This is a genomic window from Scopulibacillus darangshiensis, assembly GCF_004341035.1.
GTDB lineage: Bacteria > Bacillota > Bacilli > Bacillales > Sporolactobacillaceae > Scopulibacillus > Scopulibacillus darangshiensis.
In genome coordinates, this window is sequence record NZ_SLXK01000016.1 from 1 (window position 1) to 23,381 (window position 23,381).

22 protein-coding genes, 1 pseudogene and 1 other annotated feature (1 of these 24 running past the window's edge) are annotated in these 23,381 nt (G+C 41.4%); of the genes and pseudogenes, 17 read left to right on the forward strand and 6 right to left on the reverse strand.

The annotated features are described in order from the left end of the window. Positions 1–183: 183 nt before the first annotated feature. Both EV207_RS11835 and EV207_RS11840 read right to left on the reverse strand, forming a co-directional pair. Complete coding sequence (locus EV207_RS11835) at positions 184–1,605, reverse strand: alanine/glycine:cation symporter family protein (RefSeq protein WP_132746364.1); 1,422 nt, start codon at positions 1,603–1,605, stop codon at positions 184–186. A 200-nt stretch (positions 1,606–1,805) separates the two neighbouring features. Beyond that, the gene (locus EV207_RS11840; protein ID WP_132746365.1) at positions 1,806–2,210 is read right to left on the reverse strand and encodes a hypothetical protein; all 405 of its coding nucleotides are present in this window, start codon (positions 2,208–2,210) and stop codon (positions 1,806–1,808) included. A gap of 252 nt (positions 2,211–2,462) precedes the next feature. Here EV207_RS11840 and EV207_RS11845 point away from each other — a divergent pair, with 252 nt between their 5' ends. Together EV207_RS11845 and EV207_RS11850 are read left to right on the forward strand one after the other, a co-directional pair. Then, entirely contained in the window at positions 2,463–3,329 is an 867-nt protein-coding gene (locus EV207_RS11845; RefSeq protein ID WP_132746366.1) for a GNAT family N-acetyltransferase, read from the forward strand. 200 nt (positions 3,330–3,529) lie between these two features. Further along, positions 3,530–4,528: an NAD(P)/FAD-dependent oxidoreductase gene (locus tag EV207_RS11850; RefSeq protein ID WP_132746367.1), complete on the forward strand. Its 999-nt coding sequence runs from the start codon at positions 3,530–3,532 to the stop codon at positions 4,526–4,528. A 20-nt stretch (positions 4,529–4,548) separates the two neighbouring features. On the opposite strand, the gene EV207_RS23735 is transcribed toward EV207_RS11850, so the two are convergent. Together EV207_RS23735 and EV207_RS23470 are read right to left on the reverse strand one after the other, a co-directional pair. Further along, positions 4,549–4,956, reverse strand: coding sequence for a PucR family transcriptional regulator (locus EV207_RS23735; protein ID WP_132746368.1), 408 nt, complete (start codon positions 4,954–4,956; stop codon positions 4,549–4,551). Then, on the reverse strand, positions 4,953–5,183 hold the full coding sequence (locus tag EV207_RS23470; protein WP_132746369.1) for a sugar diacid recognition domain-containing protein: 231 nt from the start codon (positions 5,181–5,183) through the stop codon (positions 4,953–4,955). The genes EV207_RS23735 and EV207_RS23470 overlap by 4 nt, the downstream gene beginning before the upstream one ends. 165 nt (positions 5,184–5,348) lie before the next feature. On the opposite strand from EV207_RS23470, the gene EV207_RS11865 reads away from it, so the two are divergent. The 5 genes and pseudogenes from EV207_RS11865 to EV207_RS11885 all read left to right on the forward strand — a co-directional run bounded on the left by EV207_RS11865 (position 5,349) and on the right by EV207_RS11885 (position 12,026). Continuing rightward, complete coding sequence (locus EV207_RS11865) at positions 5,349–6,515, forward strand: NAD(P)/FAD-dependent oxidoreductase (protein ID WP_132746370.1); 1,167 nt, start codon at positions 5,349–5,351, stop codon at positions 6,513–6,515. A 14-nt stretch (positions 6,516–6,529) separates the two neighbouring features. Next, positions 6,530–7,495 (forward strand): ornithine cyclodeaminase family protein, encoded by a 966-nt coding sequence (locus tag EV207_RS11870; protein ID WP_132746371.1) that lies wholly within the window; start codon positions 6,530–6,532, stop codon positions 7,493–7,495. Positions 7,496–7,508: 13 nt separating this feature from the next. Next, positions 7,509–8,976: pseudogene (locus EV207_RS11875) on the forward strand (sodium/proline symporter). A 109-nt stretch (positions 8,977–9,085) separates the two neighbouring features. Then, on the forward strand, positions 9,086–10,291 hold the full coding sequence (locus EV207_RS11880; RefSeq protein WP_243647036.1) for a class I SAM-dependent methyltransferase: 1,206 nt from the start codon (positions 9,086–9,088) through the stop codon (positions 10,289–10,291). Positions 10,292–10,403: 112 nt separating this feature from the next. Beyond that, the gene (locus EV207_RS11885) at positions 10,404–12,026 is read left to right on the forward strand and encodes a long-chain fatty acid--CoA ligase (protein WP_132746372.1); all 1,623 of its coding nucleotides are present in this window, start codon (positions 10,404–10,406) and stop codon (positions 12,024–12,026) included. Positions 12,027–12,058: 32 nt separating this feature from the next. On the opposite strand, the gene EV207_RS11890 is transcribed toward EV207_RS11885, so the two are convergent. Further along, entirely contained in the window at positions 12,059–13,123 is a 1,065-nt protein-coding gene (locus tag EV207_RS11890) for a sulfite oxidase (protein WP_132746373.1), read from the reverse strand. A gap of 262 nt (positions 13,124–13,385) precedes the next feature. Here EV207_RS11890 and EV207_RS11895 point away from each other — a divergent pair, with 262 nt between their 5' ends. From EV207_RS11895 to EV207_RS11925, 7 genes are all read left to right on the forward strand, one after another. Next, positions 13,386–14,333, forward strand: a complete 948-nt coding sequence (locus EV207_RS11895) for an MBL fold metallo-hydrolase (protein WP_132746374.1) — start codon at positions 13,386–13,388, stop codon at positions 14,331–14,333. Positions 14,334–14,355: 22 nt separating this feature from the next. Further along, positions 14,356–14,820 (forward strand): NUDIX domain-containing protein, encoded by a 465-nt coding sequence (locus EV207_RS11900; RefSeq protein ID WP_132746375.1) that lies wholly within the window; start codon positions 14,356–14,358, stop codon positions 14,818–14,820. Between the two features lie 26 nt (positions 14,821–14,846). After that, the gene (locus tag EV207_RS11905; protein ID WP_132746376.1) at positions 14,847–15,308 is read left to right on the forward strand and encodes a GNAT family N-acetyltransferase; all 462 of its coding nucleotides are present in this window, start codon (positions 14,847–14,849) and stop codon (positions 15,306–15,308) included. A 102-nt stretch (positions 15,309–15,410) separates the two neighbouring features. Next, positions 15,411–17,030, forward strand: coding sequence for an ABC-F family ATP-binding cassette domain-containing protein (locus tag EV207_RS11910; protein ID WP_132746377.1), 1,620 nt, complete (start codon positions 15,411–15,413; stop codon positions 17,028–17,030). Positions 17,031–17,720: 690 nt separating this feature from the next. After that, on the forward strand, positions 17,721–18,182 hold the full coding sequence (locus EV207_RS11915; protein ID WP_132746378.1) for a hypothetical protein: 462 nt from the start codon (positions 17,721–17,723) through the stop codon (positions 18,180–18,182). A gap of 138 nt (positions 18,183–18,320) precedes the next feature. Further along, entirely contained in the window at positions 18,321–19,346 is a 1,026-nt protein-coding gene (locus tag EV207_RS11920; RefSeq protein WP_132746434.1) for a M42 family metallopeptidase, read from the forward strand. 29 nt (positions 19,347–19,375) lie between these two features. Beyond that, positions 19,376–19,561: a twin-arginine translocase TatA/TatE family subunit gene (locus tag EV207_RS11925; RefSeq protein WP_132746379.1), complete on the forward strand. Its 186-nt coding sequence runs from the start codon at positions 19,376–19,378 to the stop codon at positions 19,559–19,561. A gap of 193 nt (positions 19,562–19,754) precedes the next feature. Here the strand turns inward: EV207_RS11925 and EV207_RS11930 are convergent, their stop codons facing one another. Beyond that, positions 19,755–20,486 (reverse strand): SurA N-terminal domain-containing protein, encoded by a 732-nt coding sequence (locus EV207_RS11930; protein ID WP_132746380.1) that lies wholly within the window; start codon positions 20,484–20,486, stop codon positions 19,755–19,757. Positions 20,487–20,590: 104 nt separating this feature from the next. On the opposite strand from EV207_RS11930, the gene EV207_RS11935 reads away from it, so the two are divergent. The 3 genes from EV207_RS11935 (at position 20,591) to EV207_RS11945 (ending at position 23,140) form a co-directional block, all read left to right on the forward strand. Then, positions 20,591–21,319: an MBL fold metallo-hydrolase gene (locus EV207_RS11935; RefSeq protein WP_132746381.1), complete on the forward strand. Its 729-nt coding sequence runs from the start codon at positions 20,591–20,593 to the stop codon at positions 21,317–21,319. A gap of 230 nt (positions 21,320–21,549) precedes the next feature. Then, a complete protein-coding gene (locus tag EV207_RS11940) occupies positions 21,550–22,842 on the forward strand; it encodes a sodium:proton antiporter (protein WP_132746382.1) in 1,293 nt (430 codons plus the stop codon). A gap of 16 nt (positions 22,843–22,858) precedes the next feature. Then, on the forward strand, positions 22,859–23,140 hold the full coding sequence (locus tag EV207_RS11945; RefSeq protein ID WP_132746383.1) for a hypothetical protein: 282 nt from the start codon (positions 22,859–22,861) through the stop codon (positions 23,138–23,140). Between the two features lie 68 nt (positions 23,141–23,208). Next, positions 23,209–23,381 (forward strand) — a binding site (T-box leader); it runs 72 nt beyond the window's last position.

Here is a 23,381-nt window from a genome sequence, read left to right on the forward strand (position 1 = left end):
GATTTTGACCTTATGGATGGAGGGGATCCAACCTCCCCACCGCGATTTGCTTGCGAAAAATGTGGCGGAGAGATGTATCCAGAGTATTATAAAGGAGTACATGGTCAGGAATATAAACTATCGGATATTCTCTAACCAAAAAAGGACCGGGCGGTTTTTGCCCGGTTTTTCTTAATAGATATATTATTCTTTCGCCTGTGTTTCCTTCTTAGGATCTCCCCAGCACTCAACATTTTTCAGCCAAGGGATACTTGAAGCCCGGAAGACTGGATCTTTGCCTTGTTTCTTTTGATCCATATAATCTTTCAAGACAGCGTAGGCAATTTTCCCAAGTAAGGTAATGGCAACAAGGTTAGTGATTGCCATCAGGGCCATGAATAGATCGGCTAAACTCCAAACTACAGGGACCGCTATTACCGCACCGAATATAACCATTAGAACAACGGCAACACGGTAAATGTTTAATAGTGTTTTTCCATTTGTGTGAAATTGAATGTTGCTCTCACCATAATAATAATTCCCAACAACTGAGCTGAAAGCGAACAGAAGGATCGAAAGTCCTACAAAAGGGCCACCCCATGAGCCAATTAAGGTGTTCATAGCATTTTGTGTCAAGTTGATCCCATCAGATATGGAGGAATTCACCCATTCTCCTGAAATAAGAATCATAAAAGCGGTTGCACTGCAGATGAGCAAGGTATCTGTAAATACACTTAACGTCTGCACCAAGCCTTGTTTTGCAGGATGGCTGACATTGGCTGTCGCTGCAGCGTTTGGCGCACTACCCATCCCGGCTTCATTTGAGAACAAACCGCGTTTGACACCATTCATGATCGCTGCTCCCAAACCGCCGCCGACAATTTCTTTTATTCCAAACGCATTTTCAAAAATTAATGCAATTATATTTGGAATTTCAGTCACATTCATGATTAAAGTGACAAGCGCGACAGCTACATAGATAATCGCCATGAAAGGGACGATAATCCCTGTGAAATTAGCGATTCGCTTAAGCCCGCCAAAAATAATTAGGGCGGTGACAATCGCAAGGATTATACCAAGTAAAAGCCGGTTGACTCCAAAGGATTGTTTAAAGGCAACTGTTATCGTGTTGGTTTGAACAGCATTAAAAATAAGGCCATATGTAACAGTAATTAGCACTGAAAAAAGCACTGCCATCCATTTGGCATTTAGGGCTTTTTCCATATAGTAAGATGGCCCGCCGCGAAAAGTATCACCATTTTTGACTTTATAGACCTGTGCTAGCGTGCTCTCAATAAAACTCGTAGCACCGCCAATTAAAGCGATGAGCCACATCCAAAAGACGGCTCCCGGTCCTCCAGTGGAAATAGCCAGTGCTACACCAGCCATATTCCCTGTACCGACACGGGAGGCTGTGCTGATTGTCCAGGCTTGGAAAGAAGACACGCCAGATTTGTCAGCCGATGTTTCGTCTTTAATAACCCGAAACATTTCCCCGAATAGTCGGAATTGAACAAACCTTGTCCGGATTGTAAAATAAATGCCTAATCCAATTAATAAAATAATAAGGACATTGCTGTACAGTTTGTCATTGATGACCCCTAGAACGGAAGTAAGTGCATCCAATATGTCTTTCACTCCTAAGTTATTATTTATGTAATGGCCGGGTGGAACGACCAATGACATATAATATTTAAAAAGGTTAAAATATTGGGATCTGAAAATCCTGAGGGTTTATTCCTCTGTCATATATATCATGAACAATGGTTTAAAACAAGGCAAAAATGTTTATCTCAAACTAGAAAGAGGATTATTAAAGGGGGTAATTAAATAAGTGTTGAGGCTTTATTCACTACAAGGTTCTGGAAATCCAGAAGAACACCACCCCTTGCCAAGAAATCAATCCCCAGAATAGCATCAAATCCATAACTTCCAAATATATCGCCAAACTGCGAGATAAATTGATTAAAACAATAGCCATTTATGTTTAAGCCATCCAATACCTGTTGGCAGCATAACTCGCTTTGCCCCCCGATGCCATACATCTTAACAGCTCGTCCTTTTTTCAAATCAGTATCCGACATCATCCCAGCATCCACAAACCGATCTGTATCAAAAACTGAAACAGCACAGCCCGTGTCCAGAAGGACATGATCAAGATGCAACGTTTTTTGCCGATATCGCACATTTATTGAAACGATCGGTAATCCATCAATTAATGCCATCTTCATTGGTTACACACTCCGCCATCACTTATATTCTTATAAAACAAACATATGCAGAACACCGAATGACTAGTAATATAAAATATAATCAATAAGTGAAGGAATTAAACAGTGTGATCGAGAAATTTTAGAGATTAACGGAAAAGTAAAGAGATGGGTGTTTTGAAGGGGCGAAGATTGATTTTTATAACCATACAAAGCACGATCTTAAACAAAACTGACGATACAATGATATAATCATGAGAGGCGTGATTTAGGATGTATTGGCATACATATGAAAACACAGATTTATTCCTTCGTGATGCGGAAGATTTTCTTTTAGAAAATGAGGCTGTCAATAATTTGCCTTTAGGGGTTCTTTATAATTTAAGGAAAGAACTCACTCATAAGGAAAAACCATTTTTGGCGGCAATCGGTGAAAATAATAACCCTGTCATCATTTTCGTCATGACCAAATTCGGTCGTCTTATATTAGCGGGAGACACTTCCCATCCAAATTTGGATGCAGCGATAAAAAAAGCAATTGAGCATATTTTAGAATCGGAAATAACCATACATAGTGCCATTGGGGTAAAAGAACTGGCTTTTGCTTTTGCAAATGAATTTACTTTGCAAACAGGCCAGACACAAATGGTTGATATGGACCAAAGAATCTACAAGCTTGATCAGGTTAACCGGATTGATGTCAGCCAAGGCTATTTACGACTGCCAACCCAAGATGAAACTGAACTCTTAAACCGCTGGGTACATGCGTTTTCTAAAGCGACATCTGATCAGCTTTCAGCAGAAGAGGCAGCGGTCCTGGTGCAACAGAAGATTAGCAGTGATACATTGTATTTATGGGATCATAACGGACCTGTTTCCATGGCGAATATGACAAGACCGACCAAAAACGGAGCAGTTATTTCTTATGTTTATACACCGCCGGAATATAAGAAAAAGGGCTATGCCACATCCTGTGTTGCTGCCCTTAGCCAGAAAATATTAGATAGCGGCTATTCATTTGCCAGTCTTTACACTGATCTTGCTAATCCAACTTCGAATGGCATCTATATGAAAATCGGCTATCAGCCTATTGAAGATTCTGTCTTGATTTCTTTTGATAAACAAGCTCTTCATTTTTAAATTAAAGTTTTTATAACGTTTTTTTAGCGAAGTCTTAAATTTTTGTTATATAATCATTGAAGAATATGATACCATTGTAATAAAATAGAGTTAGTAAAAGTAAGACCATATTCATAAAATATTAAAACATTCGAATCCAGGTTTAAAAACCACAAAGTCATATGGATATTGAGTGCTGTTTGGATGGAGGGACTAAACACATGAATGAACATGATGAATTATACGACATAACAATTATCGGCGGGGGACCGACCGGTTTATTTACCGCATTTTATGCCGGTATGAGGCAAATGAAGGTCAAAATTATTGAGAGCATGCCGCAATTAGGCGGACAGCTTGGTGCATTGTATCCTGAGAAATTCATCTATGATGTTGCCGGATTTCCTAAAGTTTCTGCGCGCGAACTTGTTGAGAGCCTGAAAGAACAAGCCTTCCAATTTGACCCAACCATCGTCTTGGACCAAACGGTTGAAAAGCTTGAACGGCTTGAAGATGAATCACTTATTCTTAGAACAACAACCGGTGAGGTGCACTATACGAAGACAGTTGTCATTACAGCCGGAGTCGGTGCATTTCAGCCCCGCCGGTTAGAAGCCGAAACCGCTGACCAATATGAGGGCAAGAACCTTCATTATTTTGTTGATAATCTTAATACATTTGCAGGCCAAAAGGTACTGATTTGCGGCGGTGGCGACTCTGCTGTGGACTGGGCAAACATGCTTGACCCAATTGCAAAAGAAGTAACTTTAATTCACCGCAGAGATAAGTTCCGTGCGCATGAGCATAGTGTGGCACAATTAATGAATTCCAAGGTCCAAATCAGGACACCGTTTGCCGTTAAGGAATTACACGGTGACGGCGAAAAGGTCCATAAAGTTACTATGCAACAAATCAAAGGCGACGAGACTTTTGAAATAGACGTGGATGCCGTGATCGTCAATTATGGTTTTGTCTCATCACTTGGACCAATCAAAGAATGGGGCCTTGATATCCAAAAGAATTCGATCATGGTTAACTCAAAAATGGAGACAAACATTCCTGGTGTCTATGCTGCCGGCGACATATGCTCCTATGATGGCAAGGTGAAATTGATCGCCACTGGGTTCGGTGAAGCACCGACGGCTGTCAACAATGCCAAACATTATCTCGATCCAAAAGCAAGAACACAGCCAATGCACAGCACCAGCATGTTTGGTTAAGAAAGGTTAGAGCCCCCGATCTATTTCGGGAGCTCTTTTATCTGCTTGCAGTTTTGATAACATTTCAAAGCAATATAGAGCAGTAGGCAATGCTCAAAGGAATGGATATCGAGCAATGTCAGCCTGCTGATTCTTTTTAATCTGTAATTTAGGGTGTTACGGTGAATATATAGCGCCTCTGCAGCCTTTGATACATTTAAATTATGCCGGCAATATTCAATGAAGGATCCTGCTAGAATTGAAAAATCCTTTTGGGAGATAAGCCCCTCCACACTAACCATCAATTTTTTCTTCATTGGCTTCGACAGCTGCCGTGGCAGAACCTCAAGTGTTATACGCCAGTCATTATAGGCGTAAAGGCTAGGTTTGATGCCTGCAAGCTCGCCTGCTTGAATGGCAGCCGCAGCATTCGCATATGATTCATTCATGTCGGATAAGTGTTGACCTCTTCGGGATAATAACTGATCATATCGTTTCGCTTGATGACATCAAGCGATGACTGATGGAGCGTCCCAACCCGGTTTGGATCAGTACAGCCGATAATATTGCCCCGTTCATCAGTCATGCTAATTGGAAACTCTAAGATTTCCGATGTTTTTTCGATGATATTTTGTGCAATATGACTAATCCTTAATATTTTTCCCGCCCCCTTAATGACTGAATTATTTAATTGTTAATTATTCTACCACGGTTCAAGAGGACTTGAAACACCAAATGTAAGCGCAAACATTTGTTCAACATAGCCATAGATTTTTACACCATCATGCGTTATAAATAAATTGAAGATTACAAATAGTCGATAGACAGGAGGCGGAAAAACGTGGCCGGTCATGCAGATATTATTATTGTCGGCGGCGGTGTAATGGGTTCCAGCATCGCCTATAACCTTTTAAATGATAGTTACGATGGCAAAATACTTGTGTTTGAAAGAGATCCGCTGTATGAATTTTCATCGACACCAAGGAGTGCAGGGGGAATCCGTCAGCTTTACACAACTGATATAAATATTCAAATTAGCAGGTATAGTCTGCAATGTTACAAAGCCTTTCCTGAAACGATGGCCATTGATGGCGAGCCGGCAGAAATCGATTTTAAACAAAGAGGTTATTTATTTCTTGCCAAAGAAGATATGATGAGCCATATTGAAGACCAATTGGTTGTCCAGCATAAATACGGCGTTCCGTCAGAGTGGCTTGACAAAGAAGCATTATCGAAAATCATACCGGAGCTGAATGTCAGTGATCTAGCAGGGGGGCTGTACTGTGCTGAGGACGGGTACCTTGATCCTTACTCCGTTATGCAAGGCTATATGAAGAAAGCGAAACAACTTGGTGCGAGATATATGCATGAAGAAGTTGACACAATCTTGACTGATCGGAATGGCATTATGGGCATCTGTACGAAGAAAGGGGAGGTTTTCCGTGCTCCAATTGTCATCAACTGCGCCGGGGCATGGGTACCTAATTTAAGTGAAAGAATCGGCGCTCAACTTCCAATTTTACCTTTAAAAAGGCAAATTTTTCAGTTCGATGTTCAAACACCTTTGGATAAACCGCTGCCGTTGACCATTGATCCTTCAGGCATCTATTTTCGCCATGAGGGTGCCGCATTGATCGCAGGCTTTTCCGAAAAGGTCGAACCAGGCATTGATTTCCATTGGGATCGTTCTTATTTTATTGAAAACATGTGGCCAATTCTAGCCGATCGCATTAGCAATTTTGAACAGATAAAAGTGAATGGGGGCTGGGCGGGATTGTACAGCCATAATACGAAAGATCAAAATGCGATCATCGGCGGCTATCCAAATATCAACGGATACTATGTTGCCGCAGGGTTTAGCGGCCATGGCATGCAGCAAGCGCCGGCTGTTGGCAAAGGAATGTCAGAGCTGATTCGAACAGCTAAATATGACACAATTGACCTATCACCTTTAAGAGTCGGACGATTTCAGGACAATGATCTGATTATAGAAAAAGCGATCGTATAACAGGAGGGTATAACATGTTGGTTTTAAATGAAAAAGCTATTGACGAAGCAGCCACAATGAAAGACATCATTAATGCCATTGAGGATGCTTACAGGATATATGAAAAAGGCGCCTTTAATATGCCAAAAAGGTCGCATATATCGGAAGGTGACAACACGCTGTTATTAATGCCTTGCCTTAACCAGAACGGATTTGGGACGAAAATCGTCTCTGTCTTTCCCAATAATAAAAAACATCCTGTCATACAGGGCCTGATGTTGCTTAATGATGGAGAAACCGGCAAACCTAAAGCGCTGTTAAACGGCAGACAATTAACAGCGGTTCGAACGGGGGCTGTGGGCGGGGCAGCTGTCCGATATTTGTCACCGGAGAGTGCAACATCAGCTGGTCTAATTGGCACCGGTGTTCAAGGCATGTATCAATTAATCGCCACATGCAGTGAGCGGACCATTAAGGATATTTATTTATCAAATCGTTCACAAGAAAAAATCCCCGCATTTGCTAAGAAATTAAGGTCACATATTTCGGCGGATACAACCATTCACATCACAGGTTCTGCCGAGGAAGCCGTCCGCCATTCAGACATTATCATCACAGCGACCACATCAAAGACCCCGGTTTTGCCAGATGATCCTGACATCTACAACGGCAAACTAGCGATCGGCATCGGGTCCTTTCAGCCTAATATGAGGGAATTCCCGCAAAGTCTGTTAACAGAAGCAGAGAACATGTTTATCGACTCAAATGATGCCACGCATGAAACCGGAGATCTCATTGACCCGCTTACAAATGGCTGGCTGCGGGACTCACAGATCCTGCCCTTTTCTAAATTAGTCAGCAGCGAGGTGGAGGTCGATTTATCACATGCTGTTCCAAGAGTGTTCAAATCAACAGGGATGGCATTGTTCGATTTGGTCGTCGCCGAGACGATTTATAAGAAAGCCAGAACTGAACAGATTGGCCAATTCATCGAATTATAGGGGGGATGATTAGGTGCATACCATCATTATTGTGGAATTTGTTTTGTACTGCGTTGCCATGCTGGGCATTGGCGTTTATTTTAGCCGGCGGGACCTGAGTCACTCTGATTTTTTGCTTGGCGGCAAAAAGCTTCCGGTGGGCTCTCGCCTTCTCAGAACGGGCCACAGGGGAATCTGCCTGGCTTTTGCTAGGTTACACGGGATTCGTTTTTGCTACAGGGCTTTCGGGGGTTTGGGTCGCTGCCGGTATTGCATTAGGTATAATTTTCTCTTGGTTATTCTTAGCAAAACGGTTTATGAAGGAAACTGATGAAAATAAGGTTCTGACCCTGCCGGATTATCTAGCAAAAAAATTTGGCCGTCATGCCCAACTCATTCGTTGGGTATCGACCATTTTAATTGTCAGCTTCATGATGTTTTATTTCGGGGCACAAATCGCTGGTGCAGGCAAAACACTCTTTGCGGTTTTTCACTTGAATCTTATCGGTGGTATGATATTAAGCCTGGCTATTGTTATCATTCTTTCATTTCTTGGCGGTTTTATTTCGGTTGTTTGGACAGATATGATTCAAAGCATTATGATGCTGGTCACTTTAGTGGTTCTTCCTATTGTTGCCCTCTTTTACATTAATGAACGGGATTTGTCAATTGCACATGCCCTGCAGACCTCAGGAGCCGGGATGGACTCATGGACCGGGGGTGCAATTGGCTTTGCTATTGGCGTGTTGTTTTTCAATAATTTCGCTTGGTTCTTTGGTTTTCTCGGCGGACAGCCACAGATAAGTGCCCGCTTCATGGCCTTAAAAAACAAAAAAGAAGCGAATACCGCAAGCGCCGTCGCCATAATTTGGACAATCCTTGCCTATGCCGGAGCCTTTATGATCGGTTTAACAGCATTAACATTATATCAAAATCATCATTTCGCAGATGTTGAAACAATACTCCCCTTTATGATTCTGGATTTATTACCGCCATGGATCGCCGGACTTCTGCTCTCAGGCATTCTTGCTGCGATCATTTCAACCGCGGATTCACAGCTTCTTGTGCTCACCAGTTCCGTCAGTGAAGACATCGTCCATAATGCACTTGGGTTAAAACTGACCGAAAAACAGCTTGTTATGGTGTCTAGGATCACCATTATTATTGCAGGTCTTGTAGGATTGACGATTGCCTTAACCTCAAAATCTCTCGTTTATCTTGTAGTGAGTTGGGCCTGGGCAGGTGTAGGGTGAACCTTATCACCGGCCATAATCTTAACATTTTTCTGGAAGCGTTATTCGGGAATAGGTGTCGTAGCCACAATTATTACCGGATTTGTCAGCACCGTCGTTTGGATCTCCACACCGCTTGAGCAAATGTTGACATCAAGATTTACAACCTTTTTCATTGCGGCGGCCGCCGGTATTGTCTTTAGCCTGATCTTCCCAGACAATAAATCCGTTAAGAAAAGCAAAGACACAACGGAAGGTGCAGCGTTTTAATAATATTAAGAAAGGCTGTTTGAATTTTTTCAAACAGTCTTTTCGTCTATTTGAACGGATATGCTATGATGGATTTTAGACAATAGACATCATCGAGGTGGGAAAATCAGTGAATTCTAGAAATGATACATTATGGCAAGCGATTTTAACAGTTTCCACAATATTGGAGAACAACACTATTCCATATACCATTGAAGGTGCTGCGGCACTCTTTGTTCAAAACATGGATTTAAATGACATCACATCGGTTGATTTTTCCATCCAATGGGATCTTTTCGACAATGCGTATGACCTGTTCCAACCTTACGAAACAACCGACATCATTAAGCATAAGGGCCAGAATCAGAACCAGTTCTATTTTAAAATAGAAGGAATACGGGTTAACATGGCGTGTTATTTCAACCATGTGGTTGCCGCCGATCCCTATCGTGTGACCGTAGAAGCAAGCGGCATACGATTATGGGTGATGTCACCTGATTATTATTTAGAGCATTTTACTAATGAAGACAACAAAGTAAAAGCAATTAAAACATATTTGAGACATCTTCAAGAAAAGAATACAGAACAAAACGAAGAAGCTTGGAATCAGGAGACTTATGATGCCTGGCTGAAACGGTTTGGAACACCTCAAGAAGCAGCTGCCAAAATTAAAGAAAACCCTGAAGGCAGGCTTTCTTCAATCTATCACCACCTTGGCAGTCTCTCTGACAGAAAAGTGATCAATTTGCTCGGGTCTCACGGGTCAAAAGCTGTTGCGATGGCATTATTAGGTGCAAAAGCAGCAGTAGTTGACCTATCTGCCGAAAATGCAAAATACGCATCCGAATTGGCCCAAGCGGCGGGGGTTGATTTGCGTTACATTGTTTCTGATGTATTAAAATTACCCGATGAGGAACTAACCGGAGAATATGGCCTTGTCTTAATGGAGCTTGGCATTCTTCATTATTTTGTGGATTTAGAACCCTTGGCAGATGTTGTTCAGAAACTATTGCAGCAGGGCGGACGGCTGATTCTGCAAGATTTCCATCCTGTATCAACGAAGCTGATCACTTCTTCAGGAAAGAAGCACAAGGTGATAGGCAATTATTTTGATAAGTCAATTGAAGTGAGAGATGTAGCTTACAGCAAACACTTGTCAGGCGATCATGGCTTGCTTAAAAAAGTGTATCTTAGAAAATGGACATTAGGGGAGATAGTGACAGCCTTTGCCAAAGCCGGCTTGATGATCAAAAAATTAGAAGAAAGCCCCAATACCAAACGTCATGACATCGGCATTCCAAAAACGTTCATTCTTGTTGCTGAAAAGATAAATTAGCATTAATGGAATGTTGCGACAATTCCCTTGAGAATATGTCCTTCTACACTTAATATAAGAGTGTAAGGTTATTTTTACTATAAAAAATAATCCACAAAGGGGAAATGTCCGCATGATGAACACGCCGTTAACTTTGGTATCGATGCTTGAGCGTGCTGAAAAGTATTTTCCGAAGAAATATGTCGTATCTAGAACATCTTCAGGCATTGCAAGGATCAGCTACAAAGAGATTGGGAGTAGGACGAGGGCATTGGCGTCTGTACTGGAACGGCTAGGTGTTAAACGCGGGGAGCGAGTTGGGACACTTGCATGGAACCACCATCGTCATCTTGAGGCTTATTTTGCGATTCCTTGTATGGGGGCTGTCTTACATACCATTAATATTCGTCTTTCCGAAGACCACCTTATTTATATTATTAATCATGCAGAAGATAAGGTTTTGCTTATTGATGAGGATATTGTGCCGCTTATTAATAAAATCAGGGATAAATTGATGACGGTTAAAGCATTTATTGTGATGACGGACAAAGAGACGTTGCCATCGTCCGCTTTAGATCCGGTATTTTCTTACGAACAGTTAATTGAAGAGGGTAATGGGGCATATTCCTTCGCGGCTGATTTGGATGAAAATGAACCAGCGGGTATGTGCTTTACGTCGGCGACAACCGGTAAACCCAAAGGTGTCGTTTATACCCACCGAGGCATCTATCTCCATAGCCTCACGCTCGGGTTAAATGATATGATGGGGCTATCTGAATCTGATGTATGTATGCCAGTCGTGCCGATGTTTCATGTGAATGCCTGGGGAACGCCATTTGCTGCCACATGGTTCGGGTCAACACAGGTCTTGCCAGGACCCTATTTCACACCGAAATTGTTAGCGGAATTAATTGATTCGGAACAAGTGACATTGACGGCCGGTGTTCCGACAATTTGGAATGGTTTATTGAAGGAACTGGAGCAGGGAGATTATGATACAAGCAGTTTGCGGGCAATTCTGTGCGGCGGCTCAGCCGCCCCGAAGTCTATGATCAAAACCTTCGAAACGAAATACAATATTCCTTTTATTGTTGCATATGGTATGACAGAAACCACACCTTTGGTAACGCTGTCCAAACTCAAAAGCTATCAAGATCATCTCACAGAAGCCGAAAGTCTCGAAATCCGCTCTAAGCAAGGTCTTGTTGCACCCGGATTGGAAATAAAAGTGATTAATGAGAGGGGCGAAATCAAGCCTGATGGCAAGGAAATGGGCGAATTGCTTATCAGAGGGCCATGGATTGCCGATGAATATTATCATGATGACAGAACACAGGAAACCTTTCGGGATGGCTGGCTCCATTCGGGTGATATCGCCACAATAGATGAAGAAGGCAATATCAAGCTGGTGGACCGGACAAAGGACCTTGTAAAAAGCGGCGGAGAATGGATTTCATCGGTTGATTTGGAAAATGCTCTAATGGCTCATGAGGCTGTATTTGAAGCAGCGATCATCGCCGTTCCGAGTGTTAAATGGCAGGAAAGGCCGGTTGCTTGTGTTGTATTAAAGGCAGAATATATGAAAGCCGTGACAAAAGATGACTTCATTCAATTCCTTGCCCCACAATTTGCCAAATGGTGGCTGCCGGATGATGTGATCTTTATGGATGAGATTCCGAAGACATCTGTAGGTAAATTTCTAAAACGGGCTCTCAGGGATAAATTAAAAGATTATAGAGTAAGTACGAATGAATAGTTGATTGGGGGACAGCCAAATCGGCTGTCCTTTCATTCAATCTTTACCTTTACGTCACTCACAGCATTATAGCCATAGCCTTTCCGGTTCCATTCCGCTTGTTTAGGCTGCATATTTCCTGCGGAATCAATCGCTCGTGACAATACCGTATACTCGCCTTTTTCGTGAACATCCCAATTATAGGTCCACGATACCCACACGTAAGGCTTAGGATGGGTATGCAACGTGGCATTGTCCCACGTTCTGCCATTGTCCACACTGATTTCAACCCTCGACACGATGCCTTGCCCCGTCCAAGCAATTCCCCGGATTTTATGGACCCCTTGACCTAAAACAGCTAGATTTAAGGGCTGTTGAATGGTCGAATTAACCCTCATGGTTGTCACGGGATACCTCCCAGCATCATTTGTTCGATGTGGATAATAAATGTAATCTGTATCCTGAAACGGCCCTTTAAAATGTGAGTTGATTAATGTTATTTTTTTGACCCATTTTACAGACGCCATCGCATACCACTGTGGAACGATCAGCCGCAATGGGTAACCATGCTTAAAGGGAATGGGCTTTCCGTTTAATTCGTAAGCAATAAGGGTGTCCGGATGTAGGGCTTTATCGATTGGCAAACTCCTCGCAAACGAAAACAAGCCAGGCCTATCTGTTCTTGTTCCAAAATCATAGCCTTCAACAACGACTTCCATGGCTTTGTCCGTGGCACCAGTGTACTCAATTAATGTTCTTAATGGTACCCCTTTCCAACGGGCCTGACTAAGAGCACCATCTTCCCATTGCTCACCAAAAACCTTCGGGTGAAAGAACGCCCGTTTTTCTCCCGAACACTCTAGGAGGACATTAAGCGTTTTGCTGGGTAAGGAGAGGATATCCTTGAAAGAAAATATGGTCGGGGTACGGACGCATCCGCTTATTGGAATATAATAAGACTCATGAGTCAATAGAGGATAACGAAAATGGTTACGGCGATAAAAATATGATGCCGGTGTAAGATCTCCACCCAAAAAGTGAATAGGGGTTTCCTGGTTTTCGGGGACTAACCCCCTTGTTAATAGAAAAGGTTTCACTTTATTCTCTTTATTTAACATTAAAAATCACCCACTAGGTATAGAATGAAGGCATAGATAACGAACAATCCTGGGCTTTAACCTTCGGTGTATAGCTCCCCCTAATTATGACCTACTAAACTTTTATGCTTGCCGTAGCTTAAATAGTCGTTTATTTTGAAGTGGGTATCTCGTTACGACTAAGAGGAATCATACCAAAATTTTCATGTCAATGATTAGCAGTTCATTGATTCTCTTTGATAGAATGAGTAAGGAGGATACCACAATAAAAAGGAGATCAATTATGCAGAATAAACCGCCAATCAATCTCGGAAATAACATTTTTCTTATTGACGGCTTCGATTTGGGCATGCCGTCACGCACCGGATCTTATGTCCTTGATGAAGATGAATTGACGATAGTTGAAACAGGACCTAGTCCATCTGTACCCTATATTGTCCAGGGTTTGAAGGAGCTCGGCAAGACCCCGGAAATGGTAAAATACATTATTGTCACGCATATACACCTTGACCACGCAGGCGGGGCAGGAGTACTTTTGGAGCAATGCCCCCATGCCAAAGTCATTGTTCATCCTAGAGGCGAGCGGCATTTAATCGATCCAAGCAAACTTGCAGCAGGCGCAAGAGCGGTCTATGGCGATAAATTCGATGCCTTATTCGATCCGATAAAAGCGATTCCAGAGGATCGCCTTATTGTCAAACATGAAGGCGACACATTAAAAATCGGGGAAAACCGCACATTAGAATTTTTGGATACCCCGGGACACGCCAAACATCACTTCAGTATATATGACCCTGTCTCAAATGGTATGTTTACGGGAGATACTGTTGGGATCCGTTACGAAGAGCTGGAAAAGGACGGCATCTATCTTTATTTGCCGACAACGTCACCGAACCATTTTGACCCTGATGCCATGCTTGATTCGATTGACCGGATCCGCAAGCGGAACATCGATAAAATATATTTTGGTCATTTTAGTGTGACCGAAAATGTTGAAGAGGTTTACCGGCAAGTGTCAGATTGGATCCCTCTGTTTGTAAAAGAAGGCGAAAAGGCGTTATCCAAAGGTAAAGATGACAAAACCATTTATACAGGTTTAATGAACCTGATTAACAACCATTTAAGCCAATACGATCTACCGGAAAATCACCCAGTCTACCCAATATTGGAGCTTGATTTACAAGTGTCAGCGATGGGAATAGCTGATTACCTTAGGAAAAAGAAACGTTAAAGATAAAGGAAGGTACATTATCATGAACATCAGAAACTCTTCTAAGGCTATCATTGTTGAAAATAATAGACTGCTCGCCATCAAGAAAAAAGATGTTAATGGCTGTTATTATATTTTACCCGGCGGCGGGCAAGAGCATGGCGAGAATCTTCATCAAACCTTGCAAAGAGAATGCCTGGAGGAAATTGGCACGGAAATTGAAATTGGTGAGTTGGTATTCATTCGCGAGTACATAGGGAAAAATCATGAACACGCAGCATTCGATGCCCAACTCCATCAAATTGAATATATGTTTCATTGCCGACTAGTTAATCCGACACAGGACTTTAAAGGCGGTACCAATCCCGATGAGGGCCAAATCAGCGTTGACTGGATCCCGTTAAAGGACCTAATGGACTGCAGGCTTTACCCGCAAAAAGTTAGAAAGCTCATTATTCAAGCTGCCGAAGGGCAAGAGGCCGCAGTGTATTTAGGCGATATCAATTAATAACGATAAATTTTGGAGGAGAGAGTGTGTTATTCAGGATTGGCGATATAAACGCCTGCAATTGGAAGAGAGTTGTTGATTTAAAGCCCTCTCCTTCTCAAATGAACTTTATTGAACCTAATGCTTTATCGATTGTCCAATCAAAATTTGAGGAAGGTTGGCATCCAGCAGCTTTATATGCCGGTGATGAAATTGTCGGCTTTGGAATGTATGGCGAGTTCCGGGAACAAGGGGAAACTGAAGTCTGGCTCGATCGGTTTATGATTGATTATCGTTCCCAAGGGTTGGGATATTCTAAGATATTCCTGCGCAAACTCCTTGAAAGGATGAAGAATGAATTCAATACGAATAAGGTTTTTCTAAGTGTTTATCAAGAAAACAAACATGCTATTAGAATTTACCGATCATTGGGTTTTCAATTAACTAACTCAAGAGACGAAAACGGTGAACTCATTTACATCCTTTGTTTTAAAGATGGACAGATCTAATCCATAAAGCTTTCAATTCTTTCAAATCCGACTAAGGGCTCCCTTTCTTCACTAGAAAATGATATAATCGGCTAGATATTACTTTTGGAGGAATCGATACAATTGATAACAGTAAATAATGTCAGTTTAAGATTTGGCGATCGAAAATTATTCGAAGATATTAATATTAAATTCACGTCGGGTAACTGTTATGGTTTAATCGGAGCGAACGGCGCCGGCAAATCAACATTTTTGAAGATCTTATCAGGTGAACTCGAATCACAAACCGGACATGTTCAAATGACCCCCGGTGAACGGCTTGCGGTTTTAAAGCAAGATCATTTTCAGTACGAAGATTATGATGTGCTTAATGTTGTCATTATGGGGCACGGCCGTTTGTATGAAGTGATGCAGGAGAAAAACGCGATTTATATGAAACCTGACTTTTCCGATGAAGACGGCATTAAAGCTGCTGAGCTTGAGGGAGAATTTGCCGAGCTTAACGGGTGGGAAGCTGAATCAGAAGCCGCAGTGCTTTTGAAAGGTCTTGGAATCGAAGAAAGTTTGCACAGCAAAAAAATGGCGGAACTATCTGGATCAGAAAAGGTCAAAGTGCTTTTGGCTCAAGCGTTATTTGGTAAACCTGACGTCTTGCTCCTAGATGAGCCGACCAACCACCTTGACTTAAAAGCAACCCAATGGCTTGAGGAATTTTTAATCCAATTCGAAAATACCGTCATTGTTGTTTCCCATGACCGCCATTTCCTAAATAAGGTCTGTACAAATATTGCCGACCTTGATTTTGGTAAAATTGAAGTCTATGTCGGAAATTATGACTTCTGGTATGAATCAAGCCAACTAGCACTGAAAATGGCTCAGGAAGCCAATAAAAAGAAGGAAGAAAAAATCAAGGATCTGCAAAATTTTGTCGCCCGATTTAGCGCCAATGCCTCTAAGTCGAAGCAAGCGACCTCCCGAAAGAAACTTCTTGATAAAATAACACTGGATGATATCAAACCGTCATCACGCCGTTATCCTTATGTCCACTTTACCCCTGAACGTGAAATCGGCAACGATTTGCTGAGGGTGGAGGGGCTTTCGAAAACCGTTGATGGCGTTAAGATTCTTGATAACATTAGTTTTACAATGAATAGAGACGATAAGATCGCTTTCGTCGGCAACAATGAAATCGCCATTACTACACTGTTTAAAATCCTAATGGGAGAAATGGAGCCTGACAGCGGATCATTCAAATGGGGTGTGACAACATCTCAAGCTTATTTTCCAAGGGATAATTCAAGTTACTTTGAAAACTGCGAGTTAAGTCTTGTGGATTGGCTGAGACAATTTTCACCACAAGATCAAAGTGAAAGTTTCCTTAGGGGATTCCTAGGAAGAATGCTATTCTCGGGTGAAGAGGCTTTGAAGCACGCCAATGTCCTCTCAGGTGGGGAGAAGGTTCGCTGCATGCTTTCTAAAATGATGCTCAGCGGAGCGAACGTCCTCATCTTAGATGACCCTACCAACCACTTGGATTTGGAGTCTATTACAGCACTGAACAACGGCTTAATGAATTTCAAAGGTTCCATAATGTTTACATCACATGACCATCAGTTTGTCCAATCGATTGCAAACCGCATCATGGAAATCACACCAAAAGGGCTTGTTGATAAACAAACCACTTTTGATGAATTTCTGGCTAATGATGCCTTGCAAAAACAAATAGAAGGCATGTACAACTAAGCGCCCAATAGATCTCAGGCTGTTTACTGATTAAGTAAACAGCCTTTTTTATGTGAAATCGACGCAGTAATCCGTTAAGAAGACGCAATCATCACCAAAGAGGACGCAATACCTATGTTCAAGACGCAATGCATCGCAAAATCGACGCAGTAATCCCCGAAGAGGACGCAATCACCACCAAAGAGGACGCAATACCCATGTTCAAGACGCAGTCCATGACAAAATCGACGCAGTAGTCCCCGAAGAGGACGCAGTCATCAACAAGGAGGACGCAATACCCATGTTCAAGACGCAGTCCATGACAAAATCGACGCAGTAGTCCCCGAAGAGGACGCAGTCATCACCAAAGAGGACGCAATACCTATGTTCAAGACGCATTGCATCGCAAAATCGACGCTGAAATCCGCGAAGAAACGCAGCCATCTCATAAGGATGTAATCTATAAGATTGAGACAATAAAAAAAAACCTGTAAATGTCATTATCTGAATAGTATAATAAAACGAAGGGAACAAAAATTCACTTGAATATTAGGGGGCTTGTCCTTGAGTATTTTTGGAAGTATATTGCCAATCAATTTTCATGTAAATCTGCCGAGAAGTTACGACTGATTATGGAAGCCATCCACATTAATAGTGAGCCTTAATCAAAAGGTGATTTTTGAAATAAATTAACGAAAGAAGGGCGAAATAATGGGATATTCGATTCAAGATTCTATAAAACCGATATTAAAGGAAGCATTTGAAGGGCCTGGAGCGGAGGATGGAAGCTGGTTTACGAATACACAGCTCGATTCGGGAATATTTGGGACCCTTAAAGCGATGTCAGCTGATGAAGCTTCCATTTCTATTTATGGTTCTACGATCGCTAGTCACGCGGATCATATCCGCTATTACCTTTGGGTAATTAACACAATGATTAGAGGCAATGAGCCCGATCGTAATTGGGAGAGCAGCTGGGAAATAACAAGAGTTGATGAAACTAGATGGCACCAAATACAAAAAGATTTGTACCAAGAATACATGATACTTAATGAAAAAATCGATTCACCTGATTTAGAGGATAAAGTCATCAATATTCTGGGGGCTATCGCTCACTCCTCATACCACCTTGGGGCTTTAAGGCAAATGATAAAAACAATTAACGTTGAATAGGAAAGAAATAACAAGGGAGAGTCATTCCGCTTGTCCATACCTTTGTTTATTCAAATTTTTGCAATATAATAGAATGTAAGATGAATGACATAAAGGAGAGATCATATTTTGAATACATACCCTGATACAAAAGAAACTATGGCACTTATTAAAGAACTTACCGAAATCCCCAGCCCTTCTGGAGACACAGAAAAGATTATTAAATTTATTGAAAACCTAATCCGGGATTGGGGCTATGAAATAAAACGGACGAGAAAAGGCGGGCTGTTAATCAGCGCTCGTGGGTCTGATGATACACGCCATCGTTTCTTAACCGGGCACGTGGATACCCTAGGTGCAATGGTTAAAGAAGTTAAATCCAACGGCAGGCTTAAGTTGAGCAGAATTGGCGGCTTCAATTGGAATTCAGCGGAAGGGGAATACTGTGAGATTCACACATCGACAGGGAAGGTGTACACCGGTACAATCCTTATGCACCAAACTTCTGTTCATGTGTACAAAAATGCAGGTGAAGCGAAAAGAGACGATGACAATATAGAAGTTCGTATTGATGAAAAAGTGGAAAACGAGAAAGAGGTCCGGGAGCTTGGCATTGAAGTCGGGGATTTTGTTTCCTTTGATCCGCGTCCTGTTATTACTGAAAGCGGTTTTATAAAATCCCGACATTTAGATGATAAAGCAAGTGTCGCTATTTTATTAAGACTGCTTAAGCAAATAAAGGATGAACATATCACCTTACCTTATACAACACATGTCCTTATTTCAAATAACGAAGAAATTGGTTATGGCGGAAATTCAAATATCCCTGAAGAAACAGTGGAATATATCGCTGTAGACATGGGGGCATTGGGTGATGGGCAATCTTCGGATGAATATACTGTCTCCATCTGTGCCAAAGACTCAAGTGGACCTTACCATTACGGTTTGCGCAGGCACTTGATAGACCTTGCCAAGGAGAATGGCATCGCATATAAAGTGGATATTTACCCTTATTATGGCTCAGATGCTTCAGCAGCGATCAGCGCCGGACATGATATTATCCATGGACTCCTTGGACCTGGTATCGAATCGTCTCATGCCTTTGAAAGAACACACGAAACATCGATATTGAATACTGAAAAATTGCTCTATGCCTATGTTCAGTCAAAGATGGTGACTTTATAAACCGGTAAAAAAACGAATAGAGGGTTATTATGGAACTGCTTAGTCCAGGTAAGATCATCCTCATTTTATTATTTGCCTTTTTAATGTTTGGTCCAAAAAAACTGCCTGAATTGGGTAAGGCTGCGGGGAAAACACTTATGGAGTTTAAGAAAGCAACAAATAATGTATTGGATAACGAAGAGCAAAAGGAAACAAGCGAGAAAACGAGTAAATAAAGAAAACTTGGCTTTTCGCTAGGCCTTTAATGGTGAAGGCCTTAGTTGCAAGGCTTCTGCTTGAATACCCATCTTTGCTGCCTTGCGACAAAGCGAAGCGGAGGAGCATTATTTTTATACTTTATTCCGCTTTTTCGCTTTAGCGAATTTAAACTTCCTTAAAGTATAAAAAAAGGGGAAATGCTCCCCTTTTTTAAACGTTAACCTTTACATCACTTTTTTTCTTAAGCTGATCAACAATCTTACCTAACTTTTCATTTGTCTTTTGTTTTTCTAATTGCTGTTTAATTTGCGGTTTGACTTTTTCTAAATCAGGTGCTTTCTTTTGATTTGCACTGATTTGCTTATAAAAGGATTGGATTTCTTCGTCAGATACTTTGACAGGTCCGACTTCGTTCTTAATGTATTGATCGGATACGAGCTGGTCTGATATTTGTTGTTTTAATTGATCCTTTGATAAGTGATTCTTCTTTAATAATGCATTAAATTCCTTTTCGGTTTTAAATTGACCTTTAATTTTATTGTATTGGTCATCAATCTTTTTCTCCGAAGCCTTGTAACCTTTTTTATCAGCATCTTGCAAAAGCAATTTGTTTCCAACTAACGAACTAATGGCTTGGTCTTTGACCTGCTTGTACACCTTTTTATCATTGATATCTTGCCCTTGTTGCTGGGCCATTTGTTCTAATTGCTTAAGCATCATGTTGTATTCGTTGCCCATAATTTTTTCATCATTTACCGTTGCAACGGTTTTATCTTCACTAACAAGGCCTTTTACCTGCTGTTTCTTATTTTGAGTTTGCGCTGGTTTTTGTTGTTCTTGTTTCGGCTGATCTGATGACTTCTTATCGTCATTATTGCCGCAAGCTGTCAGTCCGAAAGCTAATACGGGTGCTAAAGTAACTAGAGCTAGTTTCCGGAACATGGTGATCCTCCCTTCGCATATCGTTCCTAGTAATTTAACATGTTATAAATGTTCTTGCAATGAATCCAAAGCATCATAAAACAAGACTACATAGGAGGTCTGACATGCCCTATCTAAACTTTATTGGTACTGGATCGGCATTTAATACAAATCTAGGTAATAATTCAGCCTATCTCTTTGATCAAGATGCCTTATTTTTGATAGACTGCGGAAGTTCCGTCTTCGGACAACTGAAGTGCCGAAATAATTTTCAAACATTGAAAGCATTCACAGTATTGCTCACTCATCTGCATCCCGATCATGCCGGCTCACTTGGCGATCTGATTTTCTATTCTTATTACATTGTAAAAAATAAGGTTCAAATATTTTTCCCAAAACCACAACAGGTCAGAACACATCTGAGATCAATGGGTGTGAGTGATGATTTTTATGATCTCCAAGAAATAAAGCAAGACACAGTTATTCACAGTGGGGGATTCCAATTAACTGTAACGCCGCAGGTAACGAATCATGTCCCGGAACTTGATTGCTTCGGCTACTTTATTGGCTACGATGGCAACTCTCTATACTATAGCGGCGATTCAAATATGATTAACCCGATAGCAAAGGAACGATTGGAAAAGGGGAGCCTTCACGCCTTCTATCAGGATACTTGTCAGCTTGATTATGAAGGCAATGTTCACTTATCAATAACCAAGCTTCAACAGGAAATCGGGCAACCCTATCGATCCAAGGTCTATTGCATGCATATTGATGAGACCTTTGATATTGAGCAGGCTAAAGCGTTAGGATTTCATGTTGTTGAAGGCTCGCAGCACGACATTCGATGTTAATTTGGCGGAAAAGTTCTTGAAAGTATCAGCAGTACTTGTTATAATTTAAACAGAATAATTAAATTTAATATCGGTGATTTCTGGAGGAGTCTGTCACAAACAGACTCCTTTTTTGTGTATTTTTAATACCAAAATATCCCATAAACTTTAAAGGAGGTGCTGCGCATCTTTACTTAAATGAGCTAATAAGAATAAATAAACAAGCTATTCGAACACTAATTTTAGGAAGGATGTTGAATTTGGCGAATGAAGAAGCAATTATAGCAATAGGTATTTTCCTTATCACGTATGCCTTTATCATATCTGAAAAAATTCACCGCACCATTGTTGCGATGATAGGCGGCGTATTAATGGTCCTATTTGGGGTCGTTGACCAGGAAACCGCCTTGCACCATATCGATTTCAATACACTTGGTTTGTTAACGGGGATGATGATCATCGTTACAATTACGGCTGAGACCGGATTATTTAAATTTATTGCTATTTGGGCGGCAAAAAAAGTAAAAGGACACCCGATGGCCATACTTATTGTTTTGTCCTTGATAACAGCTGTAGGGTCAGCCTTTTTGGACAATGTCACAACCGTTCTTCTCATGGTTCCAGTCACATTCAGCATCACCCGCCGGCTTGGCATCACACCGATGCCCTTTCTTATTAGTGAAATTCTTATGTCCAACATAGGGGGAACAGCGACGATGATTGGGGACCCGCCTAATATCATGATCGGCAGTGCTGTGAAAGAGCTGTCTTTTATGGATTTTATTACGAATCTAGCTCCAGTTATTATCATTACAATTGTTGTTGTCATGCTAGTCCTCACCTTAATTTACCGCAAACATCTGTATACTGATGATAAGACACGGAAACGGATTATGGACCTTAATGAAAAGGATGAAATCACTGATAAACCGTTAATGATAAAAGCCATTACTGTAATGGGGCTAACGATCTTAGGTTTCTTCCTTCATCAAGCCATGGGGGTAGAATCTGCGACCATTGCATTAGCCGGAGCTTTTCTTTTACTGCTCCTATCTGGTGAACATTATCTTGAAGGAGCTCTAAGCAAAGTAGAATGGACAACAATATTCTTTTTTGTCGGATTGTTTGTCCTTGTCAGCGGACTGGTAGAGACTGGCGTTATCGAAAGATTTGCCGTCTATGCAATTGATATAACCGGCGGGAACGTTACGGCTAGTTCGATTCTTATCTTATGGATGAGCGCCATTGCGTCCGCCTTTGTTGACAACATTCCTTACGTTGCAACCATGATTCCGCTTGTACAGCAGATGGGGGAGCTCGGCATTAACAACCTTGAGCCGTTATGGTGGAGCCTTGCACTTGGCGCTTGCCTCGGAGGAAATGGAACGCTTATTGGAGCGAGCGCGAACGTTATTGTCTCCGGACTTGCAGGGAAAGAAGGCTATAGGATCTCCTTTTTGAAATTTATGGCAATAGGCTTGCCTATTATGTTCATAACAGTAGCCATTTCAACGGTTTATATTTATCTGCGGTATTTAATTTAAGGAAGGAGTGGTTTTCTTGAAAAAGCTTTGCTATGAGGTGATTCATTCATTGATGACGCTCGAAGAAAAGAAAAACAATAAAGACATCGAGTTTACGATCAAGGCAAAAAATGGAGAAGCATTTGAGCTTCTCCATAAGATTAGAAATTTTTTTGAGAGTGACAAAATATATACCGATGTGTTATTTTACACTCAAAAGGAGCAAACATATCAGGTCATTTGTCGTCCAGATTCATACGTACCATTTATCCTTGTTTTGTTTCAATACCAGCTGCTTGAACGTGTAGAATGGGTATAAACCGATAAACTTTTTTCACTTTTCCTCTTGACTTTGAATGACACTTAAGTATAATAAGTATCAACATATAAAAATCAATGACAAAGAGAGTAGTTGCATTTTTCCTGCAAAAAGCGAGCCGGGGCGGTGGAAGCCGGTGCAGAAGATGTGATGAAACGCACTTTTGAGATGTTTGCTTGAACTAAGCATTAAGCTTAATAGAGCAGACCGGGTCATCCCCGTTAACAGATGCTAAAGCCGA